Here is a 16,560-nt window from a genome sequence, read left to right on the forward strand (position 1 = left end):
TCCGAGTGGCTGGGAGCCAGCCCTATCATTCGCCGGAAATCGCACCTCAAATGACAAGCGACGTATACCTGTCCATAAAACGGATTTCAGAATCTGACCTTCAGATCGGCCCGCAATCCATGCTCTCGCGCGTTGCGAGCCAGTGAGCCGGAATATGAGAGCCCCAACATCGCCCCGTTAGTAAGATTGAGATCAAGACCGGTCTCGATGACGGCCACGTCCTCAGCAATAGGCACGCCAGCTACCGTATATGGATTGCCCCCCGCAAATGCGAGTGACGCGGTCGGCACTTTGTCGCCAAAGGCGTGACGCCAACCAACCATGGCGCGTGCCGTAGCTTCGGCATCCCCGAGCGCAAATCGGGTGTTCGCCCTCAGGCCTAGCGTCGAATAGGTGACGTCCTCTCCGCCGCGTGATCCGTTTAGAGCCGCATCTCCGCCCTTCTCTGTAAAGTTGTTGCTATTGTAATTTACATGAGCGAGACCAGCAAACGGCTCCAACGAGAGCGCCTCCCCTTCGAGCCGATATCCAGCCTCGCCGAAAATCTGGGCGGTGGCTGAGTGATAGCTACCTCTTTCCGTTTCGGAAAAGCCCGGAAAAGCGACAGACCGGGTCGTATCGACATTGTGCCAGGAATAAGCGGTTCCGAAACGCAAACCCAAGCGGCCAATCTCGGACCCGCCATAGGCACCGATATGATATGTGTCGACGCCAGCGTTGGAGGCGCGGCTTGCGAGATCATTGGAGGCATGGTCGTAGCCGGTGACAAAGCCGAAGCGCCAATCATCGTTAACGCTCGCGTCAGCGCCGAGCAGAAACCCACCAATCGAACGATCGAACGATTCTGCATTGCCATTACCGTCCCATCGCCCCCAGGAGCCGAAGCCACGCGCCCAGGCGGTAATGGCAGTTCCTCTCACCGCGGCCGTGTCCGGCCCGGATGGCCGCGCACCTACCGTGTCGGTGTCCAAAAAGGCAGCGCGCGATCGATCAATCGCCGCCTCGCGAATGAAGCGGCTGTCCTCCAATATCGCCCCCTGGAGCGAAGCATGAATTTCACCTGATAACGCGTCCAGTGCCCGCTGTGCGTCGCTCACGTCGGGAATCGCCGCCAAGGCCTGATCGGCCAAATTGCCTTGCCCGCTGCTCTCTAATCCATTGGCCGCCACGCACTGATTGGATGTGCGGACGACATCACAGTACCTGACCGCGTTGCGCGTGACGTCGACAAAAACCTTATCAGGATCGTAGGAGAGCGACAAATTCACAAAAGGCATATTCTGCTTCAGCTGCTCAAAGGTGCCCGTCACGCCGTCACCAGCCGACAGGATGACCCAGCGACTGCCCGGAGTGAAAGTGCCAGCGGACTTCACCACATCAACCGTGCCACCATGAATAGTTGCCGCACCCGTCACTCCGATCAAGTCCCCGGCCAAGCTCGGGGTGATGTCCACAGCATAGGTCGAGCCTTCATCAAATGTGATATCGCCATTGACATGGAGGGTTCCCGGCGAATGACCGGGAGAGATGGTGCCCCCTTGAGCGATTGTCGTTGTTCCGACGGTGCCGATACCGCCAAGTTTACCGCCGGAAGCGATGTTGAGCGTTCCGCCGAGCTTACCATCGACGAAGAGCGTGCCGGCCGAGATCGTTGTTGTACCGGTAAAGGCGCTCGAGTCGGCCGAAAGGTTGATGCTGCCAGAGCCAAGCTGCCGTATGTTGCCGCCGCCACTGATCCTACCGGCAAAGACAAGATCGTCGGAACGGTCGAAAGCGAGCGTTGCATTGTCAACGACGTCGCCCACAATTGAGCCTGATGTGCCGCCAGCGCCGAGCATCAATGTTCCGTCGCTGATTACCGTATTGCCGGCATAGCTGTTGGTTCCCGTCAGTGTGAGCGTGCCGGCCCCCGCTTTAACAAGTTCCCCCACACCGGTGATAACTCCGTCCACCCGAAGATCCGCATCCGTCTGAAGCGTGCCGCCGCCGGTATCCAAGCTAATTGACCGCAAGGTTACGATTTCGGATGTACTTCTAAGGCTGCCGCCATCGAGGGTTAGTCCACCGGCTTCGGTGCCAAGATTAGAGTCCGAAGAAATTAGGAGTGTTCCGTCTCTGATCGTCGTGCCGCCGGCATAGGTGTTGGCGCCCGTCAGCGTCAGTGTGCCGCTGCCGGTCTTGACGAGCGCGCCACCGCCGCTGATGACACCACTCGCAGTAAGGTCGGAGTCTGTTTGAAGCGTGCCGCCAACGCCATTGAGCGTCATGTTGCGGGCGGTGCCAAACGCTGCGGTTGTTTGAAGCACGCCTGCGTCAAACGTGAGCGCGCCCGCCGTCAGCCCCAGATTGGCGTCGGAGGAAACCCGCACGGCGCCGCCCAGAATGCTCGTTCCTCCGGCATAGGTGTTTACTCCTGATAAGATGAGTGTCCCGGCATCCGTCTTCACCAACCCGCCGCTTCCAGAAATTTGGGCGTTTATAGTCGCCACCACGCCCGGGTCGGTCCTGATCGTGGTCGCCGCGTCGCTGGCGGTTAGGGTATCTCCGTCGATCACATAGCCATCGCTCATGAACTGAATGCCCTTGAAACCAACGGCACCAGCGGAATTATCAACGGTGACAGTACCGGAGGTACCCCCAAATACGGCGAAATCCTGCCGCCAGATGCCATTGATCGCGCCATTCGCATCGGTCCAATTGCGGTTTGAGGCGTCCCACCTTCCGCTACCGCCGGTTATGGTGCCGTTATCGTGGCGAGCGACATCGCCGCCGTCCCAAAAGCCGAGTGTGGCGCCGACGCTGGAGATGAGATTTATCTGACCTGCAATATTGGTTTGGACATAGAGATCGCTCGAACTGACGCCGCTGGGTAGAGCGCCCAGGGCCAGGCCGTTATCCGTCAGTCCCCCGCCATAGTTAATCAACCGATAGACACCAGCGCTGAAGCCGCCGACGTCCATGACGTTCAACGTGCCATCCAGGGTAAGGTTGCCAGTGACCTCGATCAAATCGTTGACACCGCCGCCGATTACGCCCGGGCGACCGAGCTGATAATTGAGAATGGAACCGCCATTAAATGAAAGCGAACCCACCGTCAGGGTGCCGGGGCTCGACCCCGGCGCGATGATGCCGCCATCCGCCACGGTGACGGATCCGGCGATCGAGCCGAAACCGCCGAGTGTGGCACCGCTAGCCACGGTCACAGCGGTATTGGCAAGCGAGCCTTCGACACTAAGCATGCCATCCGCGACTGTCGTCGCGCCGATATAGGTGCTAGAGCCCGACAATGTCAGTTTGCCGCCACCCGTTTTCGTGAGCGGCCCGGAACCGCTGATAACCCCGCTCAGTTCGAAATCGGCATCGGTCTGAAGCGTTCCATTGTTGTCTAGGAAAATATCGCGTGCGGTGGTAAAGGAACTTGTCGCCTGTAGCGTGCCCATGTCGAATGTCAAGGCACCTGAAAGCGCGCCGAGGTTGTTGTCAGACGAGACTGACAGGGTCCCACCGCTGATCGTCGTGCCGCCCAGATAGGTGTTCACCCCAGTAAGGATCAATCGTCCACTGCGGGATTTTATTACGCTACCGGCTCCCGAGATGGTGCTCGCGTCGACAAAATCGGCCGCGCTGGTGTCGAAGCCGATCGTCGACATACCGTCTTGCAGGTCAATTGAATTGTTTAGAATTAGCCCGCTGCGCAGTGGCGAGATAACCGCACCCGCGCCTGGCGCGATTTCGATATTGCCGATGAGGTTCGAGCCGTCCAATAGCTGAAGGACGTTTCTGGTGCCATGGAACTGTATGGCCGTGGCGCGGGTCACACCGTCGCTATTGAGCCCGCCAGCGATGGTGCCACCATTAGTAATGAAAGTATGTCCCCAGCTGATGACGCCCGCGCCCGCGGCTGCGCCATTTCCCGCTCCGCCCGTGATTGTGCCAATGTTCTGCAGAAAGCTGCCGAAGCCGCCAAGATTGACACCCGCGCCACTCGCCCCGGCACTACCGGTTCCGCCCAGAGAACCCATTCCGGGGCTGCCTCCCATGCCGCCGGTGATGGAGCCGATGTTGGTAACGTCCGTCGCGTCACCAAAGACGAGCAAGCCGTCACCGCCACCGCCGCCACCGGCGCCAAAGCCGCCGCTGCCGCCGTCTCCTCCATTCCCTCCGACGATGGTGCCTTCATTGGAAACCGTGGCCCCGACAAAAGCCGATACTATACCTGCGCCACCACCACCACCGCCGGCGCCATTGCCCACAGCAGTGCTTGCCGTGCCACCCCGACCACCCACCCCCCCAGACACGGTGACGCCGCTGACGATGAAGACGTCTGAACCGGAAAAAACGGCGGCTCCGCCACCGCCTCCGCCGCTTGCAAAATTAAAACCGTCCGGCCCAGCGGTCCCATTAACGCCGGCCAAGTCAGCGCCAATCACGACGGAAGCACCGAAGACAAATGAGGCTCCTGTTGCGCCGCCCTGCCCTCCGGAAACATCCCCGGCAGCACCATCTCCACCCGCACCGTTCGTGCTTGCGTTGCCGGAAATAATATCGGTGATGCCCGTGCTCGCGTTGAAAACACTTGCATCACCACCGTCGCCATTGCCAGCGCCGCCATTTCCCGTGCGATTTGGTATCCCAGCGCCACCTTCGGCGCTGCATGTCGCCGTGGCAGTCGGGCCGCACGCAGCCCAGGCCGATGTAAGATAACCATCCGTCAGAGTAAAAAAGGCCGCCATCGCCAAAGCCGATGCGCTCATCAGTGGTGTCGGCCAGGCCCGAGGGGTTAGGAAAAGAAAGGAACGCCGTCGCTCAACGAAAGGCACAGCAAATTTTTTCGTTTGCATCCCATCCCCAACACGCCTTCGCAGACTGGCTGCCCCACGCCCCAATGTCAGCACCGTGCTTGCGCTTTCTCGTCAAACGCGGAAGTGCCTTTCGATTCCCTCTATCATAAGGAGCATTTTACAGCCAGAGAACAACATGAAAATTGCGCAACATGCATCTTCGGCGCGCATTTCGCGACTATGTTACGGCACCCAGCCGCTCGCGGTTGAGCAATTGCTGCTCCAAACATCCGTTATTGAGGCCGGACTTCACACGATAGGTAATTGGAAAAGTAAGCGGTCATGGCCATGTTCAAAGGCCATATTTTTGAACGACCCTGGCAGGGGCCGCTACACGCCGCCGAAGCGCGCCGGTACCAATAGCGATATGAGGTTGCGCGACGCCGACGACATAGAGCAGGAGCGGCGTCGCCAGGATCGAGCCTCCGCCACCGAGCAGGCCAAACATGAAGCCAACGATTCCACCGGAGCCAACGGCCGGCAAAATGGAGAAGCTCATGTCCTTCTGCTCCAAACCCGGTCGTGGAATGTCATGCCGATCAGCATGGCGACCACGAATAGCACCGTCTGCGGGATACCAATCGACAGGGAGGCGACGGCAGGGCCGGGACAGAAGCCGCCAATCCCCCAGCCGAGGCCGAACAAAGCCGAACCGACGACGAGCGGCGAGTCAATCTTCCGGTTCCCAGGTACCTGGAAGCTGTCGTCGAACGCGGGATGTCTTAACCGCTTCATGACCTGCACGCCGATGAAGGCGACGATGACTGCGCCGCCAAGGACGAAGGCAAGACTTGGATCCCAGTTACCGAAGACGTCGAGAAAACCCTGGACGCGTATGGGGTTCAGTATGCCGGAAAGCGACAGGCCGAAGCCGAAGGCTATGCCTGACAAGAGCGCGGCGAGGAACTGGTAGATGTTTCTGTTCATAGTCCGAGCCCTCGAAGAACCGTGACCGCGATCATGCCGGTTGACAGGAAGGTGGCGACGGCCACCATCGATCGCGGCGACAAGCGCGCAAGCCCGACCACACCGTGGCCACTGGTGCATCCGGATCCCATGCGCGAGCCGAAGCCAACGAGTAGGCCGGCGACGATAGTCAGCGGCAAGTTCGCGGTAATCTCGACAGTTGGCCACCCGCCGAATGCCAGTAGGTAGGCCAACGGGCCAAGCAGCAGCCCGAGCACGAAGGCGAGATTGCTAGCCAGCCCGACGCCTTGGGCCAGACGCCCGATCATGCCGCTGATCCCCGCGATTCGGCCGTTCAGAAGAAGGAGCATGGCGGCTGAAGCGCCGATCAGCATGCCTCCAGCCAGAGATTGAAAACTGGTGCTCATGTCTCTTCTTTCACGCAGAAGATGTTATGGAGGGCGCAGATCAGTCGCGCGGCCTTCTCCTCGGTCAGGCGGTAGAATATCTGCTTTCCCTCCCGCCGTGTTTCGACAATTCCCGAGCTGCGCAGTACGGTCAGATGCTGGGAAAGATGCGGCTGGTGGATGTCGAGTTTTTCCTCGAGCTCGCTGACGGAGAACTCTCCCTCAACGAGCGAGCAGACAATCATCAGACGCGCCTGGTGCGACAAGGTCTTTAGGAGATCGGCGACCTCTCCGGCCCGGCCGGCCATCTCCACGGGGGAGAGCCCCGCCTTCATCACTGCCTTCGATTCGGTCCTCATTCCCATGCGGCTCCCTGCAACGCATCGAGGGGAAATTTGAGGTAGCGCTTGCCATTGGCCTCCGGCTTTGGAAGGCGCCCGCCGCGGATGTTAACCTGCAAGGCATGCAGGATGAGCTTCGGCATGGGCAGCGTCCTGTCCCGCTTGGTCCGGAGCGCCACGAACTGCTCTTCCGTCATACCGGCAAGATGCTGGTTGGTCTTCTTCTGCTCGGCCACCGTGCTTTCCCAGCGCGGGGCACGACCGTATGGCTGGTAGTCGTGTCCGGTAAAGATGCGTGTTTCTTCCGGAAGGGCGAGAATGCCCTGAATTGATTTCCAAAGGACGAGGGCGTCGCCTCCAGGGAAGTCCGCGCGCGCCGTGCCGCTGTCGGGCATGAACAGCGTGTCGTGAACAAACGCCGCATCGCCGATTACATAGGTGATTGAGGCAAGTGTATGGCCTGGCGAGAACAGAACCTTCCCATCGATGGAGCCTATCTTGAAGATCTCTGCGTTGGCGAACAGCCGGTCCCATTGCGAACCGTCGGTGGCAAGGTCCGGCCAATTGTAGATGCCCTTCCACAACTTCTGAACATCGACGACGCGTTCACCGATCGCCGTCCGGGCGCCGGTCTTCTCCTTAAGATAATGGGCTGCGGAGAAATGGTCGGCATGCGGATGAGTGTCGAGGATCCACTCGACGGTTAGACCGCTGTCGTGCACATAGTCGAGGATCGCATCAGCATTGATGGTTGCGGTGGCTCCGGACTTCTCATCGAAATCGAGCACTGGATCGATGATGGCGCACTTGGACGTCTCGGGATCGGACACGACATACTGCACACTCCAGGTGCGCTTGTCGAAGAAACCCTTCACCTGCGGCCGACGCGTGGCATTCTGCTTGAGCCAGGCGGCAGCGGCACTGGTGTCGAAGCCGCTGGCGCGTCCAAACTCGGCAACGTCTTCCGCGGCCATTCGCCCGTCGAGGACCTCGCCGATCAGATTGAGGCTGATTGACCTCGTGCCCGACTTGCAGTGCGCCAAGACCGGGCCTTCGGAGGCGTCGAGCGCCTTCTGGAATGCACGCACGTCGGCTTCAGTGATCGTAGCGAGGGTGATCGGGATGTACGCGTAGGACAGGCCGCATTGCTCGGCCTCCCGGCTTTCGACGTCCGTGCCGGGCTGGGCGGCGTCCTCGCCGTCCGGGCGGTTGTTGATCAGCGTCGTGAATCCCCGGCCACGCAGTGATCTGATATCATCGACAGTCGGCTGCGGCGAGACCGATAACCTCTCAGAAACCTTGATGACAGACATGACTGGCTCCGTAGTCCATAACAATATACATTATAATATATTATATAATATGATAATCTCAAGCCTCTTGAGGAGCTTTATTATCGCGGCAGACTACAGAGCGAAGAGGCAGCACGCAGACCTAGAAAAATGGCTTGCGGCGGCGCCTCTCCACAGCCGGCCGGCCGAAGCTGGCATCGCCGAAATGATGGCGGGCCTCTACCGCCACCCGCTTGATCCTATAACCGAGGCGCGGCTATTCGAATGGCAGCGAATGATCATGATGGCGCCTGGATATCGCAGCTATCGGCAGCCATCGCCGTCATGACGAACCGATGCAGATCGTCTCAGGTACTTTGGGGCGCCGGCGCATGCACTTCGAAGCACCTCCATCCAATCGTCTGGCAGCGGAGATGGACAGACTTCTCGAATGGTTCGAACAAACCTCACCCGAAGGACCCAAACCGCTTGCCGCCCTCACCCGTGCCGGCATTGCCCGTCTGTGATTTAGGAGCATCCATCCTTTTGAGGACGGCAGGTCAGCCGTATCGGCCGGGCGATCGCCGAAAGCGTGCTTGCACGAGCGATCTCCACGCGACCTTCAGCGCATTGTCGATATCGTTGCTCAAGCATCGCCAAGGACTATTACCCAGTGCTGGAGGCGGCGAGCACCACGCTCACCATAGATGACTGGCTTTCGTGGTTCGCGGATCGGGCGCTTACGGAGATAGTCCCCGTGCCAAAGAAGATAACGTTGCGCGGCGCTTGATAACCGTTCTTGGGATTGGCCCGATCATCGCAACGGCTCCGACAGCACTGGCGGCAGAGCCGAGACGTTCAAACGCTGGAGGATTTTGCCGCGCGGCTCGGGCTCACGACAAGCAACGGCTTGGCAAGACTTCGAAGATGGGATCCAAACGCCAGGTCGTCCCCTCATTATTGAAGCTAGTGTCGTTGTGCGATGGGCGGCACGAAAGGGAGCCGTTGCGGGCGCCAAGGACCATGAAGCCTTGTAGCAGGGCTAGAGCTGATGATCGGCGGGGCCGATGTCGGCAAGTTGATACCTGCTCGCCCGGGCTTATTTCGGCCGAAAAGGCTTTGTTGGCAAGATACGGCTAATCGCCCAAACAGCGCTGAAGACCCTCCAGCGCGACTTTTTAATGAGTCAAATGATGTCATAATCAGGGCGAAATCATCTTCTGAGAAATAACTACGCCAACCCTCCGGTCGATACCGTTGGAGAGAGCGTCGGCAGCGCCCTTAACTTCACTTTCCTCGACTTCGTTCAAAACTCTCTTCAAAACTTCTTGGATGCCGCGACTTTCGCGCCGACGGATTTCTGCCCGTCGCCTTCGATGTTGAACAGCAGGCTTGTGTCGAACATCCAGAAGCTTGCGGTCTCCAGGCTCATGCCGGCGGTCACAGCTCCGAATGCACCCGAACCGTCAAGCCCGGAAAAGCCGCCAGTGACACCGAGCTTAGGCGTGAGCTTCGTGCCGTTCTCCATCGTGAACGAGCGGGCGATCTCGGCACCCAGGCTAACGCGGAACTGGTCCTCGTTGAACCCGTCAATGGTAATGGCATTGCCTGAACTGTTCTTGACTGTGTAGTCGTCGACCTTTTCGGAGAAGTAGACGGCCCTGAGCTTGGGCGAGATCGTCGTGGCCTCGTCGAGGTCCCATTGCCCCTCGATCGAAGTGTCGGCCATCCAGCGTGTCGTCTTGAAGCCGCCGTCCCAGAACTGGGTGTTGATGGTATTGCTCGATCCGCCATAGCGCAGGCTACCGTTCCAGAACACACCCTTGCCCAGCTCCAGCGAAGCATAGGGACCGGCCAGCCAGCCATTGCCGGTCAGCTTGGCATCCTGATCGGTCGGATCGGTCATACGGTCGTAATGGAAGGATACGCCGACCAGGGCCTTTTCCGACAGCAGATAGTCGACGCCCATGTTGACCATGCCGAAGCTGCCCCACTTGCTGGTGCTATCCTTCTTGCTCTTGTCGTCATGCATCAGGAACGCGCCTCCGATCCAGACGTTGAACGGCGCGGAGCCGGCATCGTTGTCACCACGGGCGGCCCGCATCTGCGCCAGGCTGGTGGAGAAGCCGAGCTTCATGCCCTGCTCGGAGGGTGACGCGAGCGCGGTGATCGGATCGGTCGCCTTCTGCATCTGCCGGCGTTGCAGGAGACCGGGCACCTCGATCGTGTTGGCGATCATGTTCTGCCTGGATTGGACGAAGCCACGGACGAGGCCGTCGATGTCCTCGGCGACCTTTGCGGCGTCATAGCGGACATTGTAGGTGATGGTGCCGACATTGGAAGTTCCAAGCGCGCTGACGAGCTTGAAGCCGACGCGGACCTGGCCGGAATAGGCCGGGTCTGGCGTATAGTGCAGGTACCAACCGACCGGGGCTGTTGCCGGCCCCGCTTGCGCCAGCTGACCCTGGATGATCGTCACGGTGCCCGCATTCGGCGGCGTTAAAAACGCCAGATCCGCGGATGTGAACGGCCCACCTGTGGCGCCACGGTTCAGATAGACATCCGGCGGTGTCGACCCTTCCGGCACGTTGATGACCTGATCCGTCGCACTGACGGCGCGTTGGATGACCTTGAGCGTGAACGCCACCGTCGCCGTCGAGCCATTGCTGTCCCTGGCCTGGATGGAGAAGCTGTAGTCCCCTTGCGTGCCGGCAGCGAGCGGTCCGGTGAGCTGCCCGGTGGAGATATTGAGGATCAGACCGTTCGGCAGTGTGCCGGAAGCCAGGCTGTAGATCGTGGTTCCGACCCCGCCGGTGGCGGTGATCTGCTGGCTGTAGGCCTCGCCGGCCATGGCCTGCGGCAGCGCGCCGCCCGACGGCGAGAAGGTCAAGGTAGCTGCCGGCGGTGCAACCGCGATCGTATATCCGGCCGAGCTTGTGGCATTGTTGGCGTCAGTGGCGCTGATGGAGAAGCTGTAGTTCCCCGCCGCCGTCGGCGTGCCGGTTATGGCGCCTGTGGCATGGTTGAGCGAAAGACCCGCGGGCAGCGTACCGACGACAGCGTAGCCATAGGGGCTGGTGCCGCCCGATGCCGTGACCGTCTGGCTGTAGGCTACGTTGACGACACCGGCCAGCAAGGTGCTGCCTGGCGGCGAGAAGGTCAGTGTCGGCGCCGAGATCGTCACGCTGACGGTTGCAGGCGCGGAGGTGCCGGTGGCATTGGTGGCAGTATAGGTGAAACTATCCGATCCGCTGTAGCCTGATGTCGGCGTATAGGTGATCGCGGTGCCCGAGGCCGTGGCGGTGCCATGGGCCGGCGCCGTTGCCACGGCAACCGCTGTGGCGGTGCCGCCGGACAAAACAAGCGTGACGGGGTTCGCGCTACTGTTGGCCGCAACGGTCAGGCTGACCGCCCCCGCCGTCGGCGCGGCCACGGGCGTCACTGAACTGGACGAGGCCGAGGCGGCACCGGTGCCGGAGGCATTGGTCGCCGTTACCGTGAAGGTATAGCTGGTGCCGTTCGTGAGATCCGTTACCGTGAGCGGCGAGTCGCTACCGCTGGCAGTCAAGCCGGCGGGATTGGATGTCACGGTATAGCTGGTGATCGCGGCGCCGCCATTCGATGCCGGTGGCGTGAATGCGACCGTCGCCTGGCCATTGCCGGCCGTCACCGAACTGATCGTCGGCGCGCCCGGCACCGTCGAGGGCGTTACCGCGCTCGATGCCGAGGAGGCGGCACCTGTCCCGATGGCATTGGTCGCCGTCACCGTGAAGGTGTAGGCGGTGCCGTTCGTCAGTCCGGTCACCACAATCGGCGAAGTGCCGCCAGTTCCTGTCAAACCGCCGGGACTTGAAGTGACGGTATAGCTTGTGATCGCAGCGCCGCCGTTCGAAGCGGGCGGCGTGAATGCGACCGTCGCCTGACCGTTGCCAGCAGTCACCGACCCGATCGTCGGGGCGCCCGGAAGCGTGGCGGGCGTCACCGCGCTCGACGCTAGGGAGGCACTGCCGGTGCCGGAGGCATTGGTCGCCGTCACCGTGAAGGTATAACTGGTACCGTTGGAGAGGCCCGTCACCGTCAGCGGCGAGCCGGTGCCGGTGGCCGTGAAGCCACCAGGATTGGAGGTCACGGTATAGCTGGTAATCGCGGCGCCGCCGTTCGATGCCGGTGGCGTGAATGCGACTGTCGCCTGGCCATTGCCCGCCGTCACCGAACTGATCGTCGGCGCGCCCGGCATTGTCAAGGGTGTCACCGCACTGGATGTCGAGGACGCGCTGCCGGTGCCGACGCTATTGGTTGCGGTCACCGTGAAGGTATAGGCGGTGCCGTTCGTCAGTCCGGCCACCACGATCGGCGAAGCGCTGCCAGTTCCTGTCAAACCGCCAGGACTTGAAGTGACGGTATAGCTGGTGATTGCGGCGCCGCCATTCGAGGCGGGGGCAGAGAAGGCGATCAGCGCCTGGCCGTTGCCCGCCGTGACCGATCCGATCGTCGGCGCGCCCGGCACGGTCGCGGGCGTCACCGCATTGGATGCCGAAGACGCTGCGCCGGCGCCGTTCACGTTCGTCGCGGTCACCGTGAAAGTGTACGATGTCCCGTTCGTAAGACCCGTTACGGTGATCGGTGAACCCGTACTGGTGGCGGTAAAGCCACCGGGGCTGGAGGTCACGGTATAACCGGTGATCGCAGCGCCGCCATCCGAGGCAGGTGCGGAGAAGCCGACCGTCGCCTGGCCGTTGCGGGCGGTCGCCGATCCGATTGTCGGCGCGCCCGGCACGGTCGAGGGCGTTACCGCGCTGGATGCCGGGGAGGCGCTGCCGGTACCAACCGAATTCGTTGCTTTCACCGTGAAGGTATAGGAAGTGCCGTTCGTGAGGCCCGTCAAGGTGATCGGCGAGCCTGTTCCGCTGGCGGTGAAGCCTCCGGGGCTGGAGGTCACGGTATAGCCGGTGATCGCGGCACCGCCATTCGAGGCCGGCGCCGCGAAGCTGACCGTTGCCTGGCCATTGCCGGTGGTCACCGACCCGATCGTCGGCGCGCCTGGGACGACCGCGTTGACCGTCAGCGAGATCGTGCTGCTGGTGAACGTGGCAGGACCGGTGCCGGTCGAGCTATCGGTTCCAGTCACCGTGAAGGTGAAATGACCAGCTGCCGTTGGTGTGCCCGAGATCGTGCCGCTGCTGCTAAGGGTCAGGCCGGGCGGCAGGGCGCCCGAGGCGAGTGTCGTGCTGAACGTATAGGGCGGATGGCCGCCGCTCGCCGTCAGCGACTGGCTGTATGAAGAGCCATAGGTCGCGGTGGTAAGGGTCGTCGGCGTGACCGTGATGGTCGGATTGCCGACCGTGACCGTAACCGTCGCCGGCGACGAGGTGCCGCCGCTGTTGGTCGCGACGTAGGTGAAGCTGTCGTTGCCCCGAAAGCCTATGGGCGGGGTGTAGCTGACGCTGCCCGAGCTGTTGATCGAGACCGAGCCGCCCTGTGCCGTGGTCGCCGAACCGACCGCATAGCTGGACGGGCTGTTGGTGACATGGCCGCTGACGTCGATGCTCGTCGCAGACGCGCTACCGGAATTGTAGGGAACCGTCGTGCCGTAGCTGAACGAGCTCGCAGTGGGTGGGGTGACGTAGGTATAGAGCGAGTTGGCGCTATTGCTGGCGCCGGAGGTGGTGACGATCACGCTCGCGGCTCCAGCTGTGCCAGCCGGCGTGACGGCCGTGAGCGAGGTCGGGCTGGCGACCGACACGCTGGTCGCCGCGTTGCCGCCGATGGTCACGGTGGTCGATCCCGCGACGAAGCCCGTACCGGTTATCGTTACCGCCGTACCGCCGCCAGTCGAGCCATGGTTCGGGCTGATCGCCGATACAGTCGGCCCGGCGACGTTCGGAATGGTGAAACTGAACGTGACGGTCGTATCGGGAGCGCTGCTGATGTCGCTGCCGCTGGCGGCATACAGGGTTATGCTGTCCGGGCCGTTCGCCGTCTGGGTGCCGAGATAGATGGTGTAGCCGTCATTCCCGTCGCCCTGCAGATCGTTCCAGCGAAAATAAAAGGTATTGCCCTGGGTCGAGGTGACGGCCTCAAAGCCGCTAAAGCCGACCGGGGTGGCCGATCCGTTCCAATCGGCGGACGAACTCCGGAAGAGACCCGCTCTCTGCCCATCGCAACCGGTGCCGTTGTTGTAGGTCTGTATAGTCTGAGCAGCACCCGCGCCGGTCGTCGTAAAAGTCAGGTTGTAGGGGCAGGCGATGTTGGCGAGCGCGGGCGTCGAGTCCAGCAGGATTAGGAGCCCAAACAAGCCGACAAGCGAGGCGAAACTGACCCCGACGGCGCGCAACGCCCAGTTACACAAAAATGACAACCGCAGGGCACGAAAACGCGCCCAAGCCCAACGCACAGAAATCCCCGCCATGCCCGCGACCCGCCATACTGCCGACAGACCGCTTGTCTCAAGCGACCTGTACGTTATCCGCCCGTAACTTCTCTAGATCAAGTAAAGGGATCCGATCTTAAAATAGAGATATTCTGCTTCAGTCTCGGATTCATCGACTATTGTCAACGACGACTAGGCGACCAAAGAAGTATTCGCCCCATTTATTCGATGGTGTTGCGAAATTCACTCTGTGTGGCAGCTTGGCGATCTGCGGGACACATGGAGGATCAGGGAAATGATTAAGATCTCGGTCTCGAAGGGATTGAACCTCTCGGCCATAAGTTGAATTTTCTCAAGCCCTAGCAATATCTTGAGATCTGGACGTCACTTCTGATGCACACGAAACCGTTCTCAATTTTCGCAAGCGCTGCGTTTGCCTCGCGAACGTGCTCGTAATCGAGGCATGTCTTTTGGCAAGTGAGCGTCCACGGAATTTCATTGATTGTCATTCAAAGATCGGCCACTCTCATGGCGGGTGTTTTTCAGGATTGGCATGGCTAGCCTTGTGGGAACGACAGACATTCACTTCGGTGCATCCGTCGAAAAGCTCCGGTGGCGATAGAGGAGCTCTAAAAATTGCGAGAGCGGAGATGAGGACCTGGAACACATTTAATCATGTTAAGGCGCTAGCGGACGATGGCATTACTGTCCGCATCCTTAGCGTTGGCGACGAGCTACGAGCATCAATCGATTTTCCAACGTTCCAGCATCCAGATGGAAAATTCTACAAAGCCAACCCAAATCATCATTCCCCGGTATCTGTTGCACTTTCGCAAGCGCAATCAATTCTGCCTCAAACGCCATTTACCCATGTAGCGGTTATTATAGATGACGTTTCCATGTGGCGATCAGAATGGGGCACGCTGGTGGCATAGCCTAAACGCGGTGACATGCACGATTGGAGACGTTGCGCGCCCCTTAAAGATCTAATGCCGGCCATCGCACACTCTTTGTTCGAATTCTAGCGATCGCGGGAAGCAATCTGCAATTGTGTCCGGCTATCGTGGCGTCATGAGCAAGTTCACATTCCTCGTCATCGGCAGTTCGACCGCTATCTTCCTCGCCTCGGGCGGGTACACGCTGGTGCCACGTGAACTCTATGATCCGGCCTGCACCATCAAGGGCAACATCTCCTACAACGGCGGACAGAAGATCTATCATATGCCGGGTCAAGAGTATTACGCCGAGACCGTGATTACCTACAGCAAAGGCGAGCGGTGGTTCTGCTCCGAAGCCGATGCCAAGGCCGCCGGATGGCGGAAAGCCGGAAGGTAGGCGCCCGAGAATTTAAAGCGGCTTGGGTCAACTGAGGTGGATGAGGGTTCGCATCCCAGGGAGCCCTGCCACCACCGTTAGGCAGGCGGCAGCAGGGCACGTCGCCGACACAAGGGCATGTGCGCCGGCGACTGGGCATAAAAACCATAGCAGACAATCCACACGCCGAACTATCTTTTTCTTGCCGTCACGTGTCGGGCGTTCGCACTTCGGATTGCTGATTGGCGAGGATACCGACGATCACGACGATACGGTTCCGAAGCCGGGGGAAAGCCGCAGCATGGCCGCGATCAGCTCACGCCCCTCCGTGGTCGCGATGTAGGCAAGACGCTCGTCGAGCTCGGCAGCCGCGGCGTGGACATCTTTGGCGCCGGGTTCCGGCAGACCGTCAAAAAACCGTGCCGGTGAAACCTGGACGGAGCGTGCGATCTCATAGAGCATCGAGGCATTGACGCGATTCTTGCCGGTCTCGTATTTCTGCATTCGCTGATAGCTGATGCCGATCCTGTTGCCCAAATCCCCTTGCGACAGATTGCACTGAATGCGCAGAAGCCGGATCTGGCGCCCGACGTGACAATCGACGGGGTGGACATCAGCATCCGGCAGCACAACGATCCGTCGTGGACTGGCCCTCATCTTCATGACCTCCGGGTTGCAAAGAGGCGATGCTAGCGTGACTCGGCTGTTGGGACTTTCAAAATCCGGGCGTTTTGTCAGAATCCTGTCCTTTTCGTGAGGTCTCGCATTCTTTTGATCGAGGACCTCTCTGCAACCAATTGGTGATCTTTCCCGCGCATGCTACTGTCCTCCTGCATGCATAGCGAGGGCGCGCCTGATGCCGAAATACAAAAGGTTGGCGGATGTTGATCTATTGCTGGCGATCGACCGGACTCGGGTCGAGATCGAGGGGCAGAAGCAGATCGTTGCCAAACTTGTTGCCGCAGCCATCGGGTCCCCGGATGAGACCGGCCACCGGCGGCTGGTCGACATGCACATCCTGATGCGCGCCATGCTGGAATCGGATCTCACGAAAATGGAGGCCGAATGGCAGCGCCGAAAGTAAGGCGTTTTACTCGGCCGGAAGGCGCT

At 60.5% G+C, this 16,560-nt stretch carries 11 protein-coding genes; 3 read left to right on the plus strand and 8 right to left on the minus strand.

The annotated features are described in order from the left end of the window. Window positions 1-86: 86 nt before the first annotated feature. From JJQ51_RS10000 to JJQ51_RS10030, 7 genes are all read right to left on the minus strand, one after another. A complete protein-coding gene (locus JJQ51_RS10000; protein WP_269244666.1) occupies window positions 87-4,754 on the minus strand; it encodes an autotransporter domain-containing protein in 4,668 nt (1,555 codons plus the stop codon). A gap of 379 nt (window positions 4,755-5,133) precedes the next feature. After that, entirely contained in the window at window positions 5,134-5,340 is a 207-nt protein-coding gene (locus tag JJQ51_RS10005) for a TSUP family transporter (protein WP_269244688.1), read from the minus strand. Beyond that, window positions 5,337-5,768: a YeeE/YedE family protein gene (locus JJQ51_RS10010; RefSeq protein ID WP_269244667.1), complete on the minus strand. Its 432-nt coding sequence runs from the start codon at window positions 5,766-5,768 to the stop codon at window positions 5,337-5,339. The genes JJQ51_RS10005 and JJQ51_RS10010 overlap by 4 nt, the downstream gene beginning before the upstream one ends. Beyond that, window positions 5,765-6,175 carry a YeeE/YedE family protein gene (locus JJQ51_RS10015; RefSeq protein WP_269244668.1) on the minus strand — a complete coding sequence of 137 codons (411 nt, stop codon included), beginning with the start codon at window positions 6,173-6,175 and terminating at the stop codon, window positions 5,765-5,767. Before JJQ51_RS10015 ends, JJQ51_RS10010 begins: the two co-directional genes overlap by 4 nt. Beyond that, complete coding sequence (gene bigR, locus JJQ51_RS10020; protein WP_269244669.1) at window positions 6,172-6,519, minus strand: sulfite-sensing transcriptional repressor BigR; 348 nt, start codon at window positions 6,517-6,519, stop codon at window positions 6,172-6,174. Before bigR ends, JJQ51_RS10015 begins: the two co-directional genes overlap by 4 nt. Further along, a complete protein-coding gene (gene blh / locus JJQ51_RS10025) occupies window positions 6,510-7,808 on the minus strand; it encodes a bifunctional sulfur transferase/dioxygenase Blh (RefSeq protein WP_269244670.1) in 1,299 nt (432 codons plus the stop codon). The genes bigR and blh overlap by 10 nt, the downstream gene beginning before the upstream one ends. A gap of 1,276 nt (window positions 7,809-9,084) precedes the next feature. After that, window positions 9,085-14,175 (minus strand): fibronectin type III domain-containing protein, encoded by a 5,091-nt coding sequence (locus JJQ51_RS10030; RefSeq protein ID WP_269244671.1) that lies wholly within the window; start codon window positions 14,173-14,175, stop codon window positions 9,085-9,087. Between the two features lie 611 nt (window positions 14,176-14,786). On the opposite strand from JJQ51_RS10030, the gene JJQ51_RS10035 reads away from it, so the two are divergent. After that, window positions 14,787-15,071, plus strand: coding sequence for a hypothetical protein (locus JJQ51_RS10035; protein WP_269244672.1), 285 nt, complete (start codon window positions 14,787-14,789; stop codon window positions 15,069-15,071). A gap of 136 nt (window positions 15,072-15,207) precedes the next feature. After that, entirely contained in the window at window positions 15,208-15,471 is a 264-nt protein-coding gene (locus tag JJQ51_RS10040; RefSeq protein ID WP_269244673.1) for a sunset domain-containing protein, read from the plus strand. A 240-nt stretch (window positions 15,472-15,711) separates the two neighbouring features. Here JJQ51_RS10040 and JJQ51_RS10045 read toward each other — a convergent pair whose 3' ends face one another. Further along, window positions 15,712-16,107 carry a helix-turn-helix domain-containing protein gene (locus JJQ51_RS10045; protein ID WP_269244674.1) on the minus strand — a complete coding sequence of 132 codons (396 nt, stop codon included), beginning with the start codon at window positions 16,105-16,107 and terminating at the stop codon, window positions 15,712-15,714. Between the two features lie 199 nt (window positions 16,108-16,306). On the opposite strand from JJQ51_RS10045, the gene JJQ51_RS10050 reads away from it, so the two are divergent. After that, on the plus strand, window positions 16,307-16,534 hold the full coding sequence (locus JJQ51_RS10050) for a hypothetical protein (RefSeq protein ID WP_269244675.1): 228 nt from the start codon (window positions 16,307-16,309) through the stop codon (window positions 16,532-16,534). Window positions 16,535-16,560 lie beyond the last annotated feature (26 nt).

Origin of the sequence: Rhizobium sp. AG207R (genome assembly GCF_027109195.1) — a bacterium.
GTDB classification, from domain to species: domain Bacteria; phylum Pseudomonadota; class Alphaproteobacteria; order Rhizobiales; family Rhizobiaceae; genus Rhizobium; species Rhizobium dioscoreae.